Source organism: Paraburkholderia sp. DD10, from assembly GCF_049177125.1.
GTDB lineage: Bacteria > Pseudomonadota > Gammaproteobacteria > Burkholderiales > Burkholderiaceae > Paraburkholderia > Paraburkholderia terricola.
On record NZ_CP185392.1, the window covers coordinates 2947662 to 2964858 of the forward strand.

The window sequence follows — 17197 nt, forward strand, 5'->3', positions numbered from 1 at the left end:
CCTTTTTAATAAGTTGTCGCGTGCGTAAGTACCGCCCAACTTACTAAAAGTTACGTCAGCAAGGAAAAATGCTCGAACGCTGCCGCCGCCGATGGCACGTCACTCCGGCGGAATCTCGAGCGGCACGACAAACAGGCCCGGCATGTACGCCATATGGAAATAGCCGCAGCGTGCGTAAGCGGCGATGCGTTCGAGGCGCTCGGGCCGCTCGGGCCGCTCGGGCAATTGGCAACGATAGGCCGCGGCTGTCACGTCGGAAGATGATTCAGACTTGGCAACCGTATAGGCCGCTCGCTTCGGCCAGTGCTTCGCGAGGCTTCGCACAGGATGTCGAAGCGCGCCCCAGATAAGCGTCGCTGAAAGTGCGGTCACGGCGGCCTCCGTCGATTCATTGCCATGCGAACGAATCTAGCCAGCCGGAAACGCGAGCGCAAACAAGCTTTTGTGGATTGTTATTCGGAGAACCTGTCGAACGCTAATCGCGCCGGATGCTTGACGACGCGGCACACTCCACCGCTCCATCGCTCCATCGCTCGGCGTGCGATGCGCCTCAGCGCATCGCGTGCGCCATGTTCCCTCGCCGTTCTATCCGCCGGAAGCGGTGACCGCGGCGCCCGCCGCTTCGGCCCGCTTGGTGGTGAAGTTCCAGCGCAGCGCCGTGGCCGTCTCGACCGGTGCCGGCAAGAGCCCCGCTCGATAAAAGGTGTCGGCGATCTTTTGCTGCTCACCGAAATTCCGCGTGTCCACCGCACGCACCGCATAACTGCGGCGTCCATTCGCACGCTCGATCGTCGCCGCGTCCAGGCCCCAGATGGGCGCGAGCAGCTTCGCCGCATCCTCGGGATGGCTGCGAACCCAGGCTCCCGCCGACGACAACTGCGCGAACACGGTGCTGATCACCTCGGGGTGTGCCGCGGCAAAGCTGCTGGACGCGAGGTAGTACCGCTGATACGACGCGAGCCCGCCGCCGTTTGCGAGAATGCGCACGTCCGGCGTTTTATCGACCGCCGCGACATACGGGTCCCAGGTGACCCACGCTTCCACGCTGCCGCGCTCGAACGCGGCGCGTCCGTCGGCGGGCGTCAGATAGCTGATGCGCGCGTCAGCGGGTGCGAGACCCGCCTTGGCGAGCGCGGCGAGCAGCAGGTAGTGGCTGCCCGCGGCCTTGGTCACCGCGATGCGCCGGCCCTTGAGATCGGCAAGCGTATGCAGCGGCCCGTCACGCTTCACGATGATGGCCTGCGCGCCGGGCGACGGCGCTTCCTGCGCGACGTACACGAAGCTTGCATGAGCGGCCTGAGCGAACACCGGGACCGTATCGGCCACGTCGGCGCTGAAGTCGACCGCGTCCGCGTTGAGCGCCTCGGTCAGCGGCAAGCCGCTCGCGAACTCGTTCCAGCTAATGCTCACGCCCAGCGGCGCGAGCGCCTGCTCCAGCGAGCCGCGCGCCTTGAGGATGGTGATGAGCGTCGAAGACTTCTGATAGCCGATCCGCAGCTTGACCGGCGTTGCGGCAGTGCCGGCGGTTTGCGCATGGGCGGCGCCCACGACGAGCAGCGAAATCAGCGCCGCTCGCGCGAGCAATCGAAAGATGGAAAATGTCACGGCTCGAAATTCCGCTCTGATGGGTACGATGAAGCTGCGATCGTAGCAATGCCGGGCCGCGCGGATAAGCGAGCGTTTCAACTATGCTTAGCAGGGGAACGCATAACGTCAAACAGCGGCATATGAAACATGCCGCTCGAAACGCGACGCTACGCCAGCACGTTCGAGAACACCCGCTCCGCCAGATGATTCGAATCCGTTCCGCTGTTGAGCACGCCGACCGCCTTCAGATCGTCGGCATAGAGCGAGATTTCCTTCTTGAACGCATCGCCTACCGGATGATGGCGATCGGTGTGGCTCTTCAACATCGCAGCCAATTGCCCGACATCGGCGGACGGCGTGTAGGCCGAAAAGATCGCGGCTGCGTCGTCCGGATGATTGGCGGTCCACTCGGTGGCTTCGAGCAACGCCTGCGTCAACGACTGCGCGGTGGCGCGATCCTTGCGCACCAGCGAACCGCGCACGCCGAGCACGCAGCACGAGCGCGTCTGATATTCGCCGCACAGATTGTTCGACACCTCATGCAGATGATCGGATTCGCGGATCGTCCAGATGGTCGGATCGCCGTCCGCGATGGCCTGTACTTCGCCTTTCTTCAGCGCCTCGCCCAGCAGATTCGCCGGATACTGACGCCAGTTCACGTCGCGCTCGGGATCGACGCCGAGCTTCTTCAACACGATCGCGAAGAAGTTCTTGGTCGGGCTCGCCATGTCGCTGACGCCGATCGTGCGGCCCTTCAAGCCCGCGAGATCCACGATGCCCGACGCGCGCGTCGCCAGCAAACGCATGCAGCCGCCATGAATCCCGGCCGTGAGTTTCACGTCGAAGCCCTGCTCCAGCGGCTTGATCCAGCGCAGCGCCATGCCGACGCCCGCGTCGGACTTGCCCGTCGCGATTGCCTCGAGCAACTGGTCGGTGGAACCCGAGAAGTTCACGAGTTCGACCTGCAAGCCGTGCCGCTCGAAAAAGCCCTGCTTCACCGCGACGGCCACCGGCGCGGTGCAGATCGCGCCGGCATTCCAGGAGAGCTTGAGCGGCTTGAGCGGAGCCCGCGGCGTTTGCGCCAGCGCAAGCGGGTTCGACAGGCTCAGCGACGCGCCGCCGAGCGCCGCCGCGCCCGCGCGCCAGGCCGTCGTGCGCAACCATGCGCGGCGAGCCGGACTGAGCGGAGATCGATCGTAGGGGTGGTTCATGGTCGGGTTGTTCCTCTGGTCGTTTATCGATTGTGGTAGCCGTTCAGGTGTCGAGCCCGAGTTGCGCGAGCACCTCGCGGCGCAGCGCCACCAGTTTCGGATCGTCGCGGTGGCGCGGATACGGCGCGTCGTTGCGCACTTCGGCAATCACACGCGCCGGCCGCTCGCTGAAGACGATCACGCGAGCGGCGAGCAGCAGCGCTTCTTCCACGTCGTGCGTCACCAGCAGCACGGAAAAACGAGCGTCCTGCCAGAGCCGCGCCAGTTCACCTTGCATGCGGATGCGCGTGAGAGAGTCGAGCTTGCCGAACGGCTCGTCCAGCACCAGCAGCGCCGGATCGTTGACGAGCGCGCGCGCCAGCGCGACCCGCTGCGCCATGCCGCCCGACAGTTGATGCGGAAACGCCTCGGCGAAATCGCTGAGACCGACCAGTTCGAGCGCGGCGTCGATGCGCCGTTGCGCCTGTTCTTCCTGCGCGCCGCCGCGCCATGCAAAGCGTGCGCGTTGTGCCTGCGGACCGATCCCCACGTTGCCGCGTACCGTGCGCCACGGGTACAACGTGGGGTCCTGGAACGCCACCACACGCGACGGATCGGGTCCCGTGATCGCCGCGCCGTCGGCCTGCACGCTGCCCTGGGTCGGCGTATCGAGTCCGGCCACGAGCCGCAGCAAGGTGGACTTGCCGCAGCCGCTCGGGCCGAGCAGCGCGACGAACTCGCCCGGCTCCACGGTGAAGCTGACGTCGTGCAGCACCGGCAACGCCGCGCCGCGCAACGCGAATTGATGACTGACGTGGCGCACGTCGATGCGCGCGCCGCCGGAGAGCGGGGCCGCGACAGCGGCGGACCGATTCAATGTTTCGGCTACGGCTACCATTTGAGCAATCCTTTTTGCCAGGCCAGCAAGCGGTCACGCAGACGGAACAGCAACGTGATCAGGCCGGAACACATCAGCGCCATCACCAGTAGCGCGGCATACATATTCGAATACGCGGCCCAGCCCTGAGCCCACTGCAAATACCAGCCGAGCCCGGCTTTCACGCCCATCATTTCCGCGACGATGAGCACCGAGAACGACGCGCCCAGCCCCATGAACAGACCGACGAACACCGATGGCAACGCGGCCGGAATCGCCACGCGCAGAATCAGAAAAGCGGGTCTCGCGCCGAGCGTGCGCGCGATGTCGTAATAAGCCGGATTCACCCCGGCCACGCCCGACCAGGTCAGCACCGCGACCGGGAACGCGGTCGCCAGCGCGATCAGGAACACGCTCGCGCTAAAGCTCGACGGAAAGAAGAAGAACGCCAGCGGCAGCCATGCGGTGGCCGGCAACGGACCGATCAGACGCAGCACCGGATGCACCCAGTAACTCACCGCCTGCGACCAGCCGATGCTCACGCCCGTCACGAAGCCCGCGGCCGCGCCGAGCACGTAGCCGTAGGCGAGCAAACCGAACGAATGCACCACGCTCGTGCCGAGCCGCGGATAGTCCTCGGCATACACGCCGATCAGCGCTTGCGGCGGCGCGAAGAACGGCCGCGGCAGCCATTCGAGTTGCGCCGTGACGGCTTCCCATGCGCTCACGCCGAGCGCCAGCGCGAGCAGCCACGGCATCGCGCGAAGCCATGCGCCGATGCGCGCGGGCGTGGCCGACGTTGCGGAAGGACCGCGCCATCCCGCGATCGCGGTTGCCGCCGCGAATGCCGCGAGCAGCAGTTTGAGCGCGATGAATTCGTTCGTGTACGGCCAGTCGTCGAGACTCGGCCACCACTCGGTCAGCGCCGCGCTGGTCAACCAGGCTAACGCGGCGAGCCCAGCTATCAGGGTGGCGCGGATGACGTCGCGTGAAGCCGTATCGCCGGCCTCGCCTCGCGCCGCGATCGAATCGAACTGGGTGGACATAAAAGGCTGCGGCCTCCTTGCCGGTTTGGCTGAAGCCTTGCATGGTAGCCACGCCGTTCCTGTGTGCAAAACGACGAATTCGACTATGCAAATCGGCAATCGCGCTTGCGCGTTTTTCGCGCTGCGCGAGCAGCAGAAATCGAACGTCCGCTGATTTTCTTATGTGCAATGATTGGTTGGATTCGAGCACCGGCGAACTTAACGTGAGAGCCGACGGCCTGTGAGCCGGCGGCATACGTCTCGTTGAGTGCTTCGGTCGGCACGCGCAGCCGTTATTACGCGACGTGCGTTTGCGATTGCCCGCCTGGATTTCCAGCAACCGGCCATGCACGCCGACATGTAGTCCAGGATTCAAGGCATGTTGGCGCGTGCAACTCGGGCGGAGATCGACGGCCTGAAGCTGATTACCTACAACCCATTTCTACGACGCAAGTAGCCGCTCGAAGCGGGGTTTCCGCTTTACCGCACACCTGCAGGCCGTTCTAACGGAGCGCGGCTGAGCGACCACGGCTGCCGACTTGCGACCGCGCGCTAGGGTTTCTTCGGCGCGCACAGGCGCGAAAGCGCTGCTGACTGACAGGCATCGAGAATTTCGTCCGCCAGAGGCGAGTCATCGGGACAGGCTCGTGAGAGCATGACCGCGCCCACGACCTGCGCAATCGCGTCGATTGCTCTCGCTCGCGCTTCTCGCCGAGCCGCCACCTTCCTGGCGCCATGTTCGTTTTCAAAACTCGCCAGCAGCCGTTCAATACCATCGGCAAAGGCTTGCTTGACCTGCTTCGGCTGACGCGCGGCGTCCGCGGATAACGCCGCCATCGTGCAGCCGGTGCCAGCATCGTCACGGTGCTCTCGCGACAAATACTGCTTGATGAACGCGGCAATGTCGGCGCCCGCGGTTTTGGCCGCCGACTGCGAAAAACCACAGGCCGCGGCCTCCGCCATCAGGTCGGCCTTGGAGCCGAAGTGCTTATAGAAGCCGCCGTGGGTGAAGCCGGCGGCCGCCATCAAATCCGCCACGCCCACCCCGTCGTAGCCCCGCTCACGAAACAGCGTCGAAGCGGTCTCGACGATGTGCGCCCGGTTCGCCTGCGCCTGCGCTTTAGTGACCTTCATGTCCAGGGCCTCTCTCTTCGGCTAACGCCACGCTAAAGTCCTCACTATACATTGATGTCGCTCATCATCAAAGACGTTGACATTTTTGATTACGAGCATCATCATTAAGCGAATCGCATCGGAATGGCGATGCATTTGTTGATCGGCGCCGGAAGAACGACTCCGGCGCTCACATGTGCGCGCATCCCGCGCCCCGGGTTCTCCAGACATCCACGCTATAGGCACGACATGACCCACAAGTCGCTCTTCGATTCCTGCACTCTCGGTGCGCTGACGCTGTCCAACCGTATCGTCATGGCCCCGTTGACGCGCAATCGTGCGGGCCAGGGGCTGGTGCCCACCGATCTGACCGCCACCTACTATGCCCAGCGCGCCTCGGCGGGCCTGATCATCACCGAGGCCACCCAAGTCTCCGCTCAGGCCCAGGGCTATCAGGACACCCCAGGCCTGTACACCCAGCATCAGATCGACGGCTGGCGCAAGGTCACCGATGCGGTCCACGCCCAGGGCGGCCGCATCTTCGTGCAGTTGTGGCATGTCGGCCGTATCTCGCACGTCGATCTGCAGCCGGATGGCGCCGCGCCGGTCGCGCCCTCGGCCATCCGCGCCGAGACCAAGACCTTCGTCAATAACGGCTTTGCCGATGTTTCCGAGCCGCGGGCGCTGCAACTGGACGAACTGCCAGGCATCGTGAACGACTTTCGCCAGGCTGCGGCCAACGCGATCGAGGCGGGCTTCGACGGCGTCGAGATCCACGGCGCCAACGGCTATCTGCTGGAGCAGTTCATCAAGGACGGGGCGAATCACCGCACCGACGCATACGGCGGTTCCATCGAGAACCGTGCGCGCCTTCTATTGGAAGTCACTGCCGCGGTCGTTCAGCAAATCGGTGCCGACCGCACGGGCGTGCGCATCTCGCCGGTGTCGCCAGCCAACGGCATCGCCTGCAGTGACCCGCAGCCACAGTACGACTACATCGTCGAGCAGCTCAGCGCGCTCGGCGTCGTCTACCTGCATGTCGTCGAGGGGGCCACCGGCGGCCCACGCGACGTGGCGCCGTTCGACTACGCCGCACTGCGCAGCCGCTTCAAGCAGACTTATCTCGCCAACAACGGCTACGACCTCGGCCTCGCCACCGCCAGCCTCAATGACGGCAAGGCCGATCTGTTCGCCTTTGGCCGCCCGTTCATCGGTAATCCGGATCTGGTGGGGCGCCTGAAAGCCGGCGCGCCGCTGGCGACGTTGAACCCGGCCACACTCTACGGCGGCGGCGCCGAAGGCTATATCGACTACCCCACGCTGGCCGAAGCCAGCACTAGTTAATCAACCGGCACGGCCGCCCCGATTGCTGGGCGGCGACGGTCCACACCCAACCCACGGAACCGACAAGATGAACACCCTCCCCACTGTCCTCATTACCGGCGCCTCCTCCGGCATCGGCGCGATCTATGCCGAGCGCCTCGCGCGCCGCGGCCATCCTCTCGTTCTCGTCGCGCGCGACAAGGCGCGGCTGGATGCACTGGCTGCCCGCCTGCGCGACGAAACGAAAATCGACGTCGAGGTGCTCCGGGCCGACCTGACGCAGCCGTCCGATCTGGCTGCGGTCGAATCCCGTCTGCGCGAAGACGCCGGTATCCGCATCCTGATCAACAATGCCGGCCTCGCTCAATCAGGCGGCTTCGTCGAGCAGACCGCCGACGCCATCGACCGTCTGGTGACGCTCAATATCACCGCCCTGACGCGGCTTGCGGCCGCCATCGCCCCGCGCCTCGCGCAGGCCGGCGAAGGCGCGATCGTCAACATCGGCTCGGTGGTCGGTCTCGCGCCGGAGTTCGGCATGTCGGTCTACGGCGCGACCAAGGCGTACGTGCTGTTCCTGTCGCAGGGCATGAGCCTGGAACTGGCGCCCAAGGGCGTTTATGTTCAAGCCGTGTTGCCGGCGGCCACGCGCACCGAGATATGGGAGCGCGCCGGCATCGACATCAACACGCTGCCCGAAGTCATGGAAGTGGGTGAACTGGTCGACGCGGCGTTGGTCGGCTTCGACCGCCGCGAATTAGTCACGATACCGCCGCTTCACGTCGCCGAGCGTTGGGACGCGCTCGACTCCGCACGCCAGGTTTTGCTCTCCGACATCCGGCAGGGAGAGGCTGCGGAGCGTTATCGGGCAACTCACTGATGCTGTCCGCCGATAGGGCGATGAATCATCCCGGCCCCCGTTCGGTTCAGGTCACTGGCGCTCGGTGAACAAACCCCCGGCATCGAGCGGCATGCGTCAGCCAGCGTCGCTCGCACCGACGGCCGCGCCGGGAAGCACGACGATTTTCCCGCGCCTGCCGCGGTCGAATGTTGCCAGCACAGCGTCTCTTGCATTTGCGAGATCGAAAGTGATGGTCGCAGGCGGCCGAAGGTGGCTGCGGGCAACCATCGAGAACAGCGCGGTGCGTACACGCCGCGCCTGTTCCGGCCGGTTGGCCAGGAAGTACCGTATATCGACGCCATGCAAGGTCGCGTTCTTGAGAAGCGCCAGATTGACCGGAAGCGACGGAATGGCGCCACCCGCAAACCCGATCACGAGATAGCGGCCGCCTTTGGCCAGGGAGCGGAACGCCGGCTCCAGCATGTTTGCGCCGACCGGGTCGAGCACGACATCGACGCCTTCCGGCGCGACTCGCTTGAGCGCCTCCCGCCAATCCGGAAGGCTGTAGTCGATCGCAGCCACTGCACCCAGCTCGCATGCGGCTTGACGCTTGAACTCGCTCGACGCCGCCGCGATCACGCGCGCCCCGGCATGCACGGCAAGCTGAATCGCGGCGGACGACACCGCACCACCCGCGCCAAGCACGAGCAACGTATCGGCGGCCGTCAACCGTCCCTGATCGAACAACGCATAGTGTGCCGTCTGATAGTCCACCAGCATGGCTGCGGCAACGGGCATCGGCAGCTCGCCGGGGACAACGTCCACGTCGGCGGCGTCGACCACCACGTATTCCGCCAGGCCTCCGCCAAGCTGCCACGTGACGACGCGATCACCGACAAGTTGCCCCGTCACGCCCGAACCGACGGCGTCGACCACGCCGGCAATTTCTCCGCCCGGCACGTAAGGCAAGCGCGGCTTGATCTGATAGCGGCCTTGCATCATCAGCCCGTCGACGAAACCAAGAGCCGTTGCTTCGATGCGAATCCGCAGTTGGCCGTGTTCGGGCTCTGGCAACGGCTCATCGACCAACGCATAGGAGCCGAGATCGAACGCTGTTCCTGAGAAGCTTTGCACGCTTTACCTCCCTCTCGAACATCATGACCAGCGCGCGCACCAATACGCCGCACCAATACGCCGCACCGATACGCGCGAATACGGCCGCACTCGACCGACCGTAGTCGCACTTTACAGCGCATGGCGCGCTCAGCGGACCCACAGCTTCATCCCGCCAGCCTCGTGATCGCTACCCGGCTGCCCGCTTGCTCGCGCAGACGAAACTTCTGGATCTTCCCGGTAGCGGTCTTGGGCAATTCCCCGAAAATCACGCGACGCGGGCATTTGAAATGCGCCAGTCGCTCCCTGCAGAACAAGATGACATCCTGCTCCGTGATGTGGGAGGCATCCGGCTTCAGTTCGATAAACGCACAAGGCGTCTCGCCCCATTTGTCATCCGGCTGCGCGACCACGGCCGCGTTCAGAACGCCCGACATGCGATAAATGACCTCCTCCACCTCGACGGACGAAATGTTCTCTCCGCCCGAGATGATGACGTCCTTGGAGCGGTCGGTGATCTGGATATAGCCATCGGAATGAACGACGGCAAGATCGCCGGTATGGAACCAACCGCCGGCGAAAGCTTTCGCCGTTGCGTCGGCATTCTTGAAGTATCCCATCATCACCGTATTCCCGCGGACCAGAACCTCACCGCATGACTTGCTATCGGCGGGCACCGGTTCGAGCGTCGCGAGATCGGCGACCGACATTTTCTCGAACGCCGCCGCGCGTACCCCTTGCCGCGCTTTCAGTTTCCCTTGTTGCTCCGGCGACAACGTATCCCACTCGTCGTGCCAGGCACAGCTGATGGGCGTGCCGGAGATCTCGGTAATTCCAAAGACATGGTCGACGTCGAATCCCATCGCGCCCACGGCCTCCAGAACCGCTGCCGGCGCCGGCGAGCCGGCGGTAAGGACGCGCACCCGACGCGGCAGCGGCTGCCGTTCCGATTGAGGCATGCTCGCGATGCCTGAGAGCACGATCGGCGCCGCACAAAAATGATCGACCCCGTGCTCGGCGATGGCGGTGAGAATATTCGCGGCATTCACCTTGCGCAAACAGACGTGCGTTCCCGCCGCCGCAGTAATCGCCCATGTGAAGCACCAGCCGTTCGCGTGAAACATGGGAAGCGTCCACAGGTAAATCGGCGCACGCGGGAGCGGCCAGTTCGTCATCTGCAACAGGCTCATCAGATAGGTGCCGCGGTGGCTCGGAACGACGCCCTTCGGATCGCCGGTCGTACCCGAGGTGTAGTTCAATGCGATGGGCGTCCACTCGTCGAGCGGACGGCGGCCCGCAAATGCCGGATCACCGCTCGCCAGCAGCGACTCATAATCAGTTTCCCCGATGGCGGGGCCGTCAGGCGCTTCGTGATCGTTGATGTCGATCACACGCGGCGGATTGGGAACCGACTGCAATGCTTTCTCGACCAGCGGAGCCAGTTCGCGGTCCACCAGCAGGAGCTTGCATTCTCCGTGGCGCAGAATGAATGCAACACCGTCGGCATCGAGGCGGCAATTGATGGCATTGAGCACAGCCCCCGAGAGAGGCACGCCGAAGTGCGCCTCGAGCATGGCCGGCGTGTTCGGCGCGATGATCGACACCGTATCGCCCGGTTCGATCCCCAACTGAACGAGCGCCGACGCGAGGCGATAGCAACGCTCGCGCGTTCTCGCCCACGTCTGCCGGAAGCCGCCATGAACGATCGCGGTTCGATCCGGATAGACGTCGGCGGTTCGATCGAGGAAGGTCAGTGGCGTCAATGGAACGTGGTTTGCCGCGTTCTTCTCGAGTCCCCGAGAATAGGCCGTTGCACTCATGACTTTGTCTCCATTCATTCTTGGTGGAAAGTAGTGAAATCGCCGACCGGACTGCGCTCCGTGACGAGAGAGTTCTCGATGCAGTTGTGATCTGCATAACCCAGGCTCATTCCGCACACCAACATGTGGTTGTCGGGAATGGACAGTTCGTTGGCGATGACACGGTGGAACTTGTTGAAAGCCGCCTGCGGGCAGGTGTCGAGGCCTCGCGCGCGGGCCGCAATCATGACGCTTTGCAGGAACATGCCCGTGTCCAGCAGACTGCCTTCACGCATGACCCGGTCGACCGTGAAGAACAGGCCGACGGGTGCATCGAAGAAGCGGTAGTTGCGGCCGTGCTGCACATGCATCCGCTCCTTGTCGCCCTTCTCGATGCCCAGCAGGCCATACAGGTTCCAACCGACCGCACGCCGGCGATCCACATACGGTGCGATCCATTCGCGCGGGTAGTAATCGTAGGGCTCGTCCAGGTCGGAACTGCGGGCAGGATCGTCATTGATCTCATTGATGGCGGCAGACAGGCGCGACTTCATCGCGCCTGTCACGACATGCACATGCCAGGGCTGGATGTTCACGCCGGTCGCGCTGAAACGGGCAACATCGAGGATGGACTCGATTTGCCCGCGAGAAACCGGTGTGGGCAGGAAAGCACGGACGCTGCGCCGCGTGACGAGTGCCCAATCGACGGCCCGGTTCACGTCGGCAAGCGAGCTCAAGGGAGAAGGAGATAGACGGTCCATTTCGATGCCGGCATTGAAAGTTGATCTGCACTGAGCCATGTCGTGTTTGTCGAGGGTAGAGCCCATACGAGCCGCGTTGTTCGCACGCATCCCGGCCATGAAGCGGCATAGGACGGAAACGTCAGCGCCCCGCGCTACCCTGAACCGCGACAACGGGCACGCTGTTCGAGCGATGCGAGTCGGCACGTGTCTGGTTGATCAGCGTCACCGCCGCCGCACCAATGAGGCCAGCCACGCCGATTGCCATGAAATTCTGTTCGAGCGGCAGCTTCAAGGAGACGAGCCAACCAATGAGCACCGGAGCCACGATGGCGCCGACCCGGCCCACGCCGGAAGCAAAGCCGACACCGGTAGAGCGGATCGCATGAGGATAGAAGTCGCCCGCATAAGCATAGGCCAGCAATTGCGTACCGAGCGTCGATGCGCCGACGACGAATACAACGGCAAACAACGACACGGTCGACTTCGTGTAGCCCATCAGTGACAGCGCAACCGCCCCGACGACGTAAAACGCAATCAGCACCCGCTTGATGTTGACCTTGTCGCTGAGCCAACCGCCGAAGATCGCGCCGGCAATCGCACCGACGTTGAAGACGATCACGAAATTCAAAGCCGAACCCAGGCTATATCCCGCCATGGCCATCAGCTTGGTCAACCACGAACTGAGCGCGTAGACCATGAAGAGGCCCGTCATGAACGCGACCCAGATCATCGTGGTACTGAAGCCGCGTCCATCCTGGAAGAGCCGTCGCACCGAAGCGTCCTTGCTTTTGTCCGACGAAGACCCTGCAAACTGCTCCTGACCGCTCAACGGATAGTCGGGCACCAACCGCTTCATCACCGCACGCAGTTCGTCGCGCCGGCCGCTTTTGACCAGGAAGGTCATCGAGTGCGGCATCGTTTTGATGATGAACGGGATCAGCAGCACAGGCAGGCCCGCGGCAAAAAAGACGGATTGCCAGCCATAGCTGCCGATAAGCTGCTTTGCGGTCAGCGCCACCAGAATCCCGCCAATGGAATATCCCGCGAACACCAGCGTCACCAAGCGCGTACGCAGCGCGTTAGGCGAGAACTCCGCCATCTGCGCGGTGACGATCGGCAAGACTCCGCCAATGCCCAGGCCGGCGATGAATCGCGTGACGCTGAAACTGATGGGATCGCTCGTCAACCCGGCGGCCGCGGTGAAAAGACTGAACAGGGCCACGCACACGCACATCATCATGGGTCGACCGAAACAGTCAGCCAGCGTGCCAAGGAAAATGGCCCCGAGCATGACGCCGAAAAGCGTCGAGCCGGCCATGACGCCGGCGCTGGTCGCGTCGATGCGCATGTCCTTCATGATCGACGGCAGCGCCGCACCCACGACGGCAAGATCGTAGCCGTCGAGTATCAGCATCAACACACACCAGAACAGGACAAGGGTATGAAAGCCATTGAATCTGGCCTGACCCGCGAGTGAGTGCACGTCTATCTGGTTCATGTTGTCTCCTTCGGTTTAATGTCGTGGATGAAGTCCACGCGGGCTCCAACGGCGCCCTCGATGGAGCGGCCTTGTCGCGGCTCGGATCGGCCGTTGGTACCCTGCTGTAATCAGTGTGAGATGGACGCGGCTGGCAGTCCATGTCCATCAACTTCAATCTGAATGAGGTCGCCGAACACCCGCGTTGCCGGCGTTCACCCGTGACGAATGGATATGGCCGTCGTTGCGACCGCCTGCGGCGACCTGGCTGCTAATCCGGCGATACGCACGTAAAACTGGACGCTGCGTTCGGATCGCCGGACCCGTTGTACGCCGGGTACCGCGGATACCTGCAGAGCGGCCGCTCCATTCCTTTCCCGGGATCGACGCTGCGCGTGGCGACGATCTTGCGGCTGGATGGCTTGACTCCCTTCTCGATCCACTCGAACATCGGATTCACGAGATCGACCATGTCGGGTCCACGGCCACCGTTGGGCGTGGCGGCACAATGATCATTCCCCGGAAGCACGTAGTACTCGACGAACTGATCCGCCGCGGATTGCCCGCCCGCCGAAACAACGAGCTTGTTGTAGTAGTCGGTGGTGTTATTCAGGGTGATCAGCCAGTCCGTCGTTCCGTGAAAGAGCATCAGTTTTCCGTTGCGAGCCCTGAAGCCGCCGAGATCGGGGTTGACCGCATCGATCAGGTTCGCGAGATAGTCGAGCCGCGTGGCGTATGCCTGGGGCTCCACGAGCAGTGGATCGACCGAAGGATCCTGCGCAACGAAATACCGCATGTAGTCCCCACCCAGGATCTGATAGGTGGTTCCGCCCACGGCTTGCCATGAAGCGTCGTCAGCGGTCTCCCCGCCTCCTTGGGGGAAAGCGGGCCACGTGTATCGCCCGCCCGCGACGCTTGTCGGCTCGTACAACGTTCTGGCGGACTCGAGTTGCGCGTCGGTGAGACAGGCGTCCGAGTCGGCGGCATTGCACCTCAGTGCCGTCAGGTCGACCTTGCAGGCCTCCGGCCTGCTGATGATGTTGTCCTTCAGTCCATCCAGTTCGTCGCACCGGGATTGCATGAAGTTGGCGATAGTCCGCACCTTGCCGACGCTCAAGGCGGCGCCCGGCTTTGCAAGCTGCCTGAGGATCTTTTGGTACCAGAGAAATTGACCTGTGTACGCATTTGCAGGGGCTCTGGCGATGATGCCGTCGAACAGATCGGGGTGGCGTTGAGCCTGAATCAAAGCCTGCCGCCCGCCGCCCGAGCATCCCTCATAGACGAACCTGGTGTTGTCGAGAGAACCGCCATAGCGCTTGTGCAGAATTGCCTTGGCGGAGGCGAGCACTTTTGGCACGGCAGCGTAGGCATAGTCCTCCAACATCTGCGCGTCGAGCGCGAAGGAGCCTTGGGGATGTTTCGCCGCATCGTGCCCGTGGTTCGTCGCGATGGTGGCGTAGCCCTTCTCAGCGACGCCGGGGCTATATGCCGTCTCGTAGATGATGCCGTCGAAACCGCCGCCGCCCATGAAAAGCACACGGTTGTTCCATGTCGTAGGCATTCGGACTTCGAAGGCGAGTTCCTTGGGCAGTTCACCGCGAACAACGCAGGCTTCGGGCACGGAGCCGGCCGCGGGAACCAGGGCGGCCTTCGTGATCGTGGCTCCTTCAAACTGCTTGTTCAGAAGCGCGTTGCAGGCGGCTTCGGCAGTCGTTGCCGACTCCCCGGTTGCCAGGTCGTTACCGCCACAGGACGCGAGTACCAGGCAAGCCGCAGCCGGAATGAGACGGGAACGAACGAAAGCCCTCGGGCCAACGCTGTGTGCGCCTTTATGTACCAGGCCTGCCGAACTGGTGGAAGTCGTGCTGATAAGAGTCATGTTGTCTCCGTGCGTGACGCTCGTTATGTCGCGTTCTTCGCAGCGGCAACCGCTGAATCCTCAGCAATAAGTCGTTGTTGGCTGGACCGTTGGCACCGTTGCAACCGCAGTGTCAGCCTGGTTGGTCTCGCGATCCATGTCCGCGGACTTCAGCTTGAATGAGGTCTCTGGACATGCCGCGTTAATCGGGCGAAACCGCCCTGCCGTGGCGGTACATTCCGGGGCTGGCCCCGGTCCACTTCCTGAAAGCCCGGTGAAATGCACTGGTTTCCTGAAATCCGGTGCGCGCGGCGACTTCGGCGACCGTGAGAGAACTGCTGGAAAACAGCTCGATGGCGATGTCGCGGCGCAATTCGTCTTTCAGTTGCCGGTAGCTCGTGCCTTCGGCCAGCAGGCGGCGTTGCAGCGTGGCCGAGGACAGATTCAGCAACTGCGATAGCGCGTCGAGGTCGGGCCACTCGTCGGGGACCTGGTTTCGCAAACGGCGCCTTACCACGGCAGTCGTGCTGGATTCGTTGCGATATTTAACCAGGATATTGGCCGGTGCGTTCTGCAGGAATGCATGCAGGCTCGTTTCCGTCCCGGACAGTTTGAGATCGAGGAAACTGCGATCGAACCGGATCAGGGTTTCGTCGGCGGAGAATGTCACGTCCTCGCAGAAGCGCATGCGGTAGTCGCTGTCATCGATTGGCGCACAAGCACGAAACCTCATCTCGATCAGCGGAATCCGTCTGCGTGCCAGCCAACACGCAAGCCCGTGCACGAGGATGAACCACGTACCGTAGGCAAACAGGCGGCGCGTCAGGCCGTCGTCATGCAGGATGATCAGCGCGTGCTCGCCCTCGCAGCGTAGCTCCCCATGAATGTCGTCGAGAACCGCACGCAGAAACTTCAGCATGCGACGCAACGCGTGTTCCAGGTTCTCGGCATGCAGAACCGCGTGGCACATCAGCGCGTAACTGCCCCGGCGCAGTGGATGGCTGTCCAGACCGAAAAACTCGTCGTCCATCAAGTCGGCCAGCGCCGCCCATAGGCGCGAAAAAGCTAACGCGGGCACGCGGGCTCTCGGGGCATTCAACAATTCCGCCGCGATGCCGGCGTGCTGCAGTGCGGCCGGCACATCCAGATTACGTTGCGTGGCGACCAGAATCGCTTCACGCACCAGGCCGATAGACGTTGTGCCCTTGTCTTGAGCGTCATTCATGGTCAGGTTCCACCCACAGAAGTGCACTGATGTTAATCGCTGCCGGGCGCCAGCGAAACCTGCCACGACTGGGCGCCACCGGTCATCGGCCGACGAGCATCGCGGCAATCGAATCCCCACGACATGTCCGAAAGGCTCATGCATGAAGAGGTCCATGGGCATGGGCTTACTCTCGCCCGACGCTTAGCATCACCAGCCAGTAGATCGTCGCGAACGTGTGCTCATTCCCGGGAGACAGAAGTGCGGATTCAACATAAAGGTTTCGTCGTCACAGGCGGCGGCTCAGGGCTCGGCGCCGCCACGGCGCGCCGTCTGGTGGCGGGCGGCGCCCGCGTGCTGCTCGTGGACCTGAACCACGACGCCGGTACAGCGCTGGCGGCGGAACTGGGCAGCCATGCTCACTTCGCCAGGGCCGACCTATCCGACGCAGCCAGCGCGGAGAGTGCGTTGGCCGCATTCCGCGACACCTTCGGCACGCTGCATGGCCTGATCAATTGCGCAGGCGTCGCACCCGCCGAGAAAGTGCTCGGACGTGAAGGCCCGCACGCGCTAGAAAGTTTCGCGCGCACCGTTCAGATCAACCTGATCGGCGCCTTCAACATGGTGCGGCTGGCCGCGGCCTGCATGGCCGGGAACATGCCGGAGACCGATGGCGAGCGCGGGGTCATCATCAATACCGCTTCAGTCGCGGCCTTCGATGGTCAGATCGGGCAAGCGGGCTACGCCGCCTCCAAAGGCGGCGTCGTGGCGATGACGCTGCCTATCGCGCGCGAGTTGGCCCGCCATGGCATTCGGGTGGTCACCATCGCGCCCGGCATCATGGAGACGCCGATGCTCAAAGGCATGCCCACGGAGGTACAAGACGCCCTCGGCAAGATGGTCCCCTTTCCCGCGCGCCTTGGACGGCCGGATGAGTTTGCGGGCCTTGTGCTGCACATCCTCGACAACACCTACCTCAATGGCGAGGTGATTCGCCTTGACGGCGCGATTCGCATGGCGGCCAGATGAATTCAGCCTCTGGCGTACGCA

Annotated in this window: 15 protein-coding genes; 3 read left to right on the forward strand and 12 right to left on the reverse strand. The window is 63.4% G+C overall.

The annotated features are described in order from the left end of the window. Positions 1-99: 99 nt before the first annotated feature. From ACOCG7_RS13445 to ACOCG7_RS13470, 6 genes are all read right to left on the reverse strand, one after another. A complete protein-coding gene (locus ACOCG7_RS13445) occupies positions 100-372 on the reverse strand; it encodes a hypothetical protein (RefSeq protein ID WP_073428965.1) in 273 nt (90 codons plus the stop codon). 213 nt (positions 373-585) lie between these two features. Then, positions 586-1593, reverse strand: coding sequence for an aliphatic sulfonate ABC transporter substrate-binding protein (locus tag ACOCG7_RS13450; protein WP_421377627.1), 1008 nt, complete (start codon positions 1591-1593; stop codon positions 586-588). A gap of 161 nt (positions 1594-1754) precedes the next feature. Continuing rightward, positions 1755-2798, reverse strand: coding sequence for an ABC transporter substrate-binding protein (locus tag ACOCG7_RS13455; protein WP_310135540.1), 1044 nt, complete (start codon positions 2796-2798; stop codon positions 1755-1757). 43 nt (positions 2799-2841) lie between these two features. Continuing rightward, a complete protein-coding gene (locus ACOCG7_RS13460) occupies positions 2842-3675 on the reverse strand; it encodes an ABC transporter ATP-binding protein (RefSeq protein WP_310135538.1) in 834 nt (277 codons plus the stop codon). Then, the gene (locus tag ACOCG7_RS13465) at positions 3669-4700 is read right to left on the reverse strand and encodes an ABC transporter permease (RefSeq protein WP_310135536.1); all 1032 of its coding nucleotides are present in this window, start codon (positions 4698-4700) and stop codon (positions 3669-3671) included. The genes ACOCG7_RS13460 and ACOCG7_RS13465 overlap by 7 nt, the downstream gene beginning before the upstream one ends. A gap of 531 nt (positions 4701-5231) precedes the next feature. Then, positions 5232-5813, reverse strand: coding sequence for a TetR/AcrR family transcriptional regulator (locus ACOCG7_RS13470; RefSeq protein WP_073428969.1), 582 nt, complete (start codon positions 5811-5813; stop codon positions 5232-5234). A gap of 228 nt (positions 5814-6041) precedes the next feature. Here ACOCG7_RS13470 and ACOCG7_RS13475 point away from each other — a divergent pair, with 228 nt between their 5' ends. Both ACOCG7_RS13475 and ACOCG7_RS13480 read left to right on the forward strand, forming a co-directional pair. Beyond that, a complete protein-coding gene (locus ACOCG7_RS13475) occupies positions 6042-7136 on the forward strand; it encodes an alkene reductase (protein WP_073428970.1) in 1095 nt (364 codons plus the stop codon). Between the two features lie 67 nt (positions 7137-7203). Then, positions 7204-7992 carry an SDR family NAD(P)-dependent oxidoreductase gene (locus ACOCG7_RS13480; protein ID WP_073428971.1) on the forward strand — a complete coding sequence of 263 codons (789 nt, stop codon included), beginning with the start codon at positions 7204-7206 and terminating at the stop codon, positions 7990-7992. A gap of 96 nt (positions 7993-8088) precedes the next feature. Here the strand turns inward: ACOCG7_RS13480 and ACOCG7_RS13485 are convergent, their stop codons facing one another. From ACOCG7_RS13485 to ACOCG7_RS13510, 6 genes are all read right to left on the reverse strand, one after another. Further along, positions 8089-9087 (reverse strand): NADPH:quinone oxidoreductase family protein, encoded by a 999-nt coding sequence (locus ACOCG7_RS13485; RefSeq protein ID WP_421375869.1) that lies wholly within the window; start codon positions 9085-9087, stop codon positions 8089-8091. 146 nt (positions 9088-9233) lie between these two features. After that, on the reverse strand, positions 9234-10886 hold the full coding sequence (locus tag ACOCG7_RS13490; protein ID WP_073428973.1) for an AMP-binding protein: 1653 nt from the start codon (positions 10884-10886) through the stop codon (positions 9234-9236). A gap of 14 nt (positions 10887-10900) precedes the next feature. Next, on the reverse strand, positions 10901-11665 hold the full coding sequence (locus tag ACOCG7_RS13495; RefSeq protein WP_421377629.1) for a nitroreductase: 765 nt from the start codon (positions 11663-11665) through the stop codon (positions 10901-10903). 82 nt (positions 11666-11747) lie between these two features. After that, positions 11748-13106, reverse strand: coding sequence for an MFS transporter (locus ACOCG7_RS13500; RefSeq protein ID WP_421375871.1), 1359 nt, complete (start codon positions 13104-13106; stop codon positions 11748-11750). 250 nt (positions 13107-13356) lie between these two features. Beyond that, on the reverse strand, positions 13357-14964 hold the full coding sequence (locus tag ACOCG7_RS13505; protein WP_073428976.1) for a tannase/feruloyl esterase family alpha/beta hydrolase: 1608 nt from the start codon (positions 14962-14964) through the stop codon (positions 13357-13359). A 181-nt stretch (positions 14965-15145) separates the two neighbouring features. After that, entirely contained in the window at positions 15146-16168 is a 1023-nt protein-coding gene (locus tag ACOCG7_RS13510) for an AraC family transcriptional regulator (RefSeq protein WP_310118555.1), read from the reverse strand. A 240-nt stretch (positions 16169-16408) separates the two neighbouring features. Here ACOCG7_RS13510 and ACOCG7_RS13515 point away from each other — a divergent pair, with 240 nt between their 5' ends. Continuing rightward, positions 16409-17176: an SDR family NAD(P)-dependent oxidoreductase gene (locus ACOCG7_RS13515; protein ID WP_073428978.1), complete on the forward strand. Its 768-nt coding sequence runs from the start codon at positions 16409-16411 to the stop codon at positions 17174-17176. Positions 17177-17197: the final 21 nt, after the last annotated feature.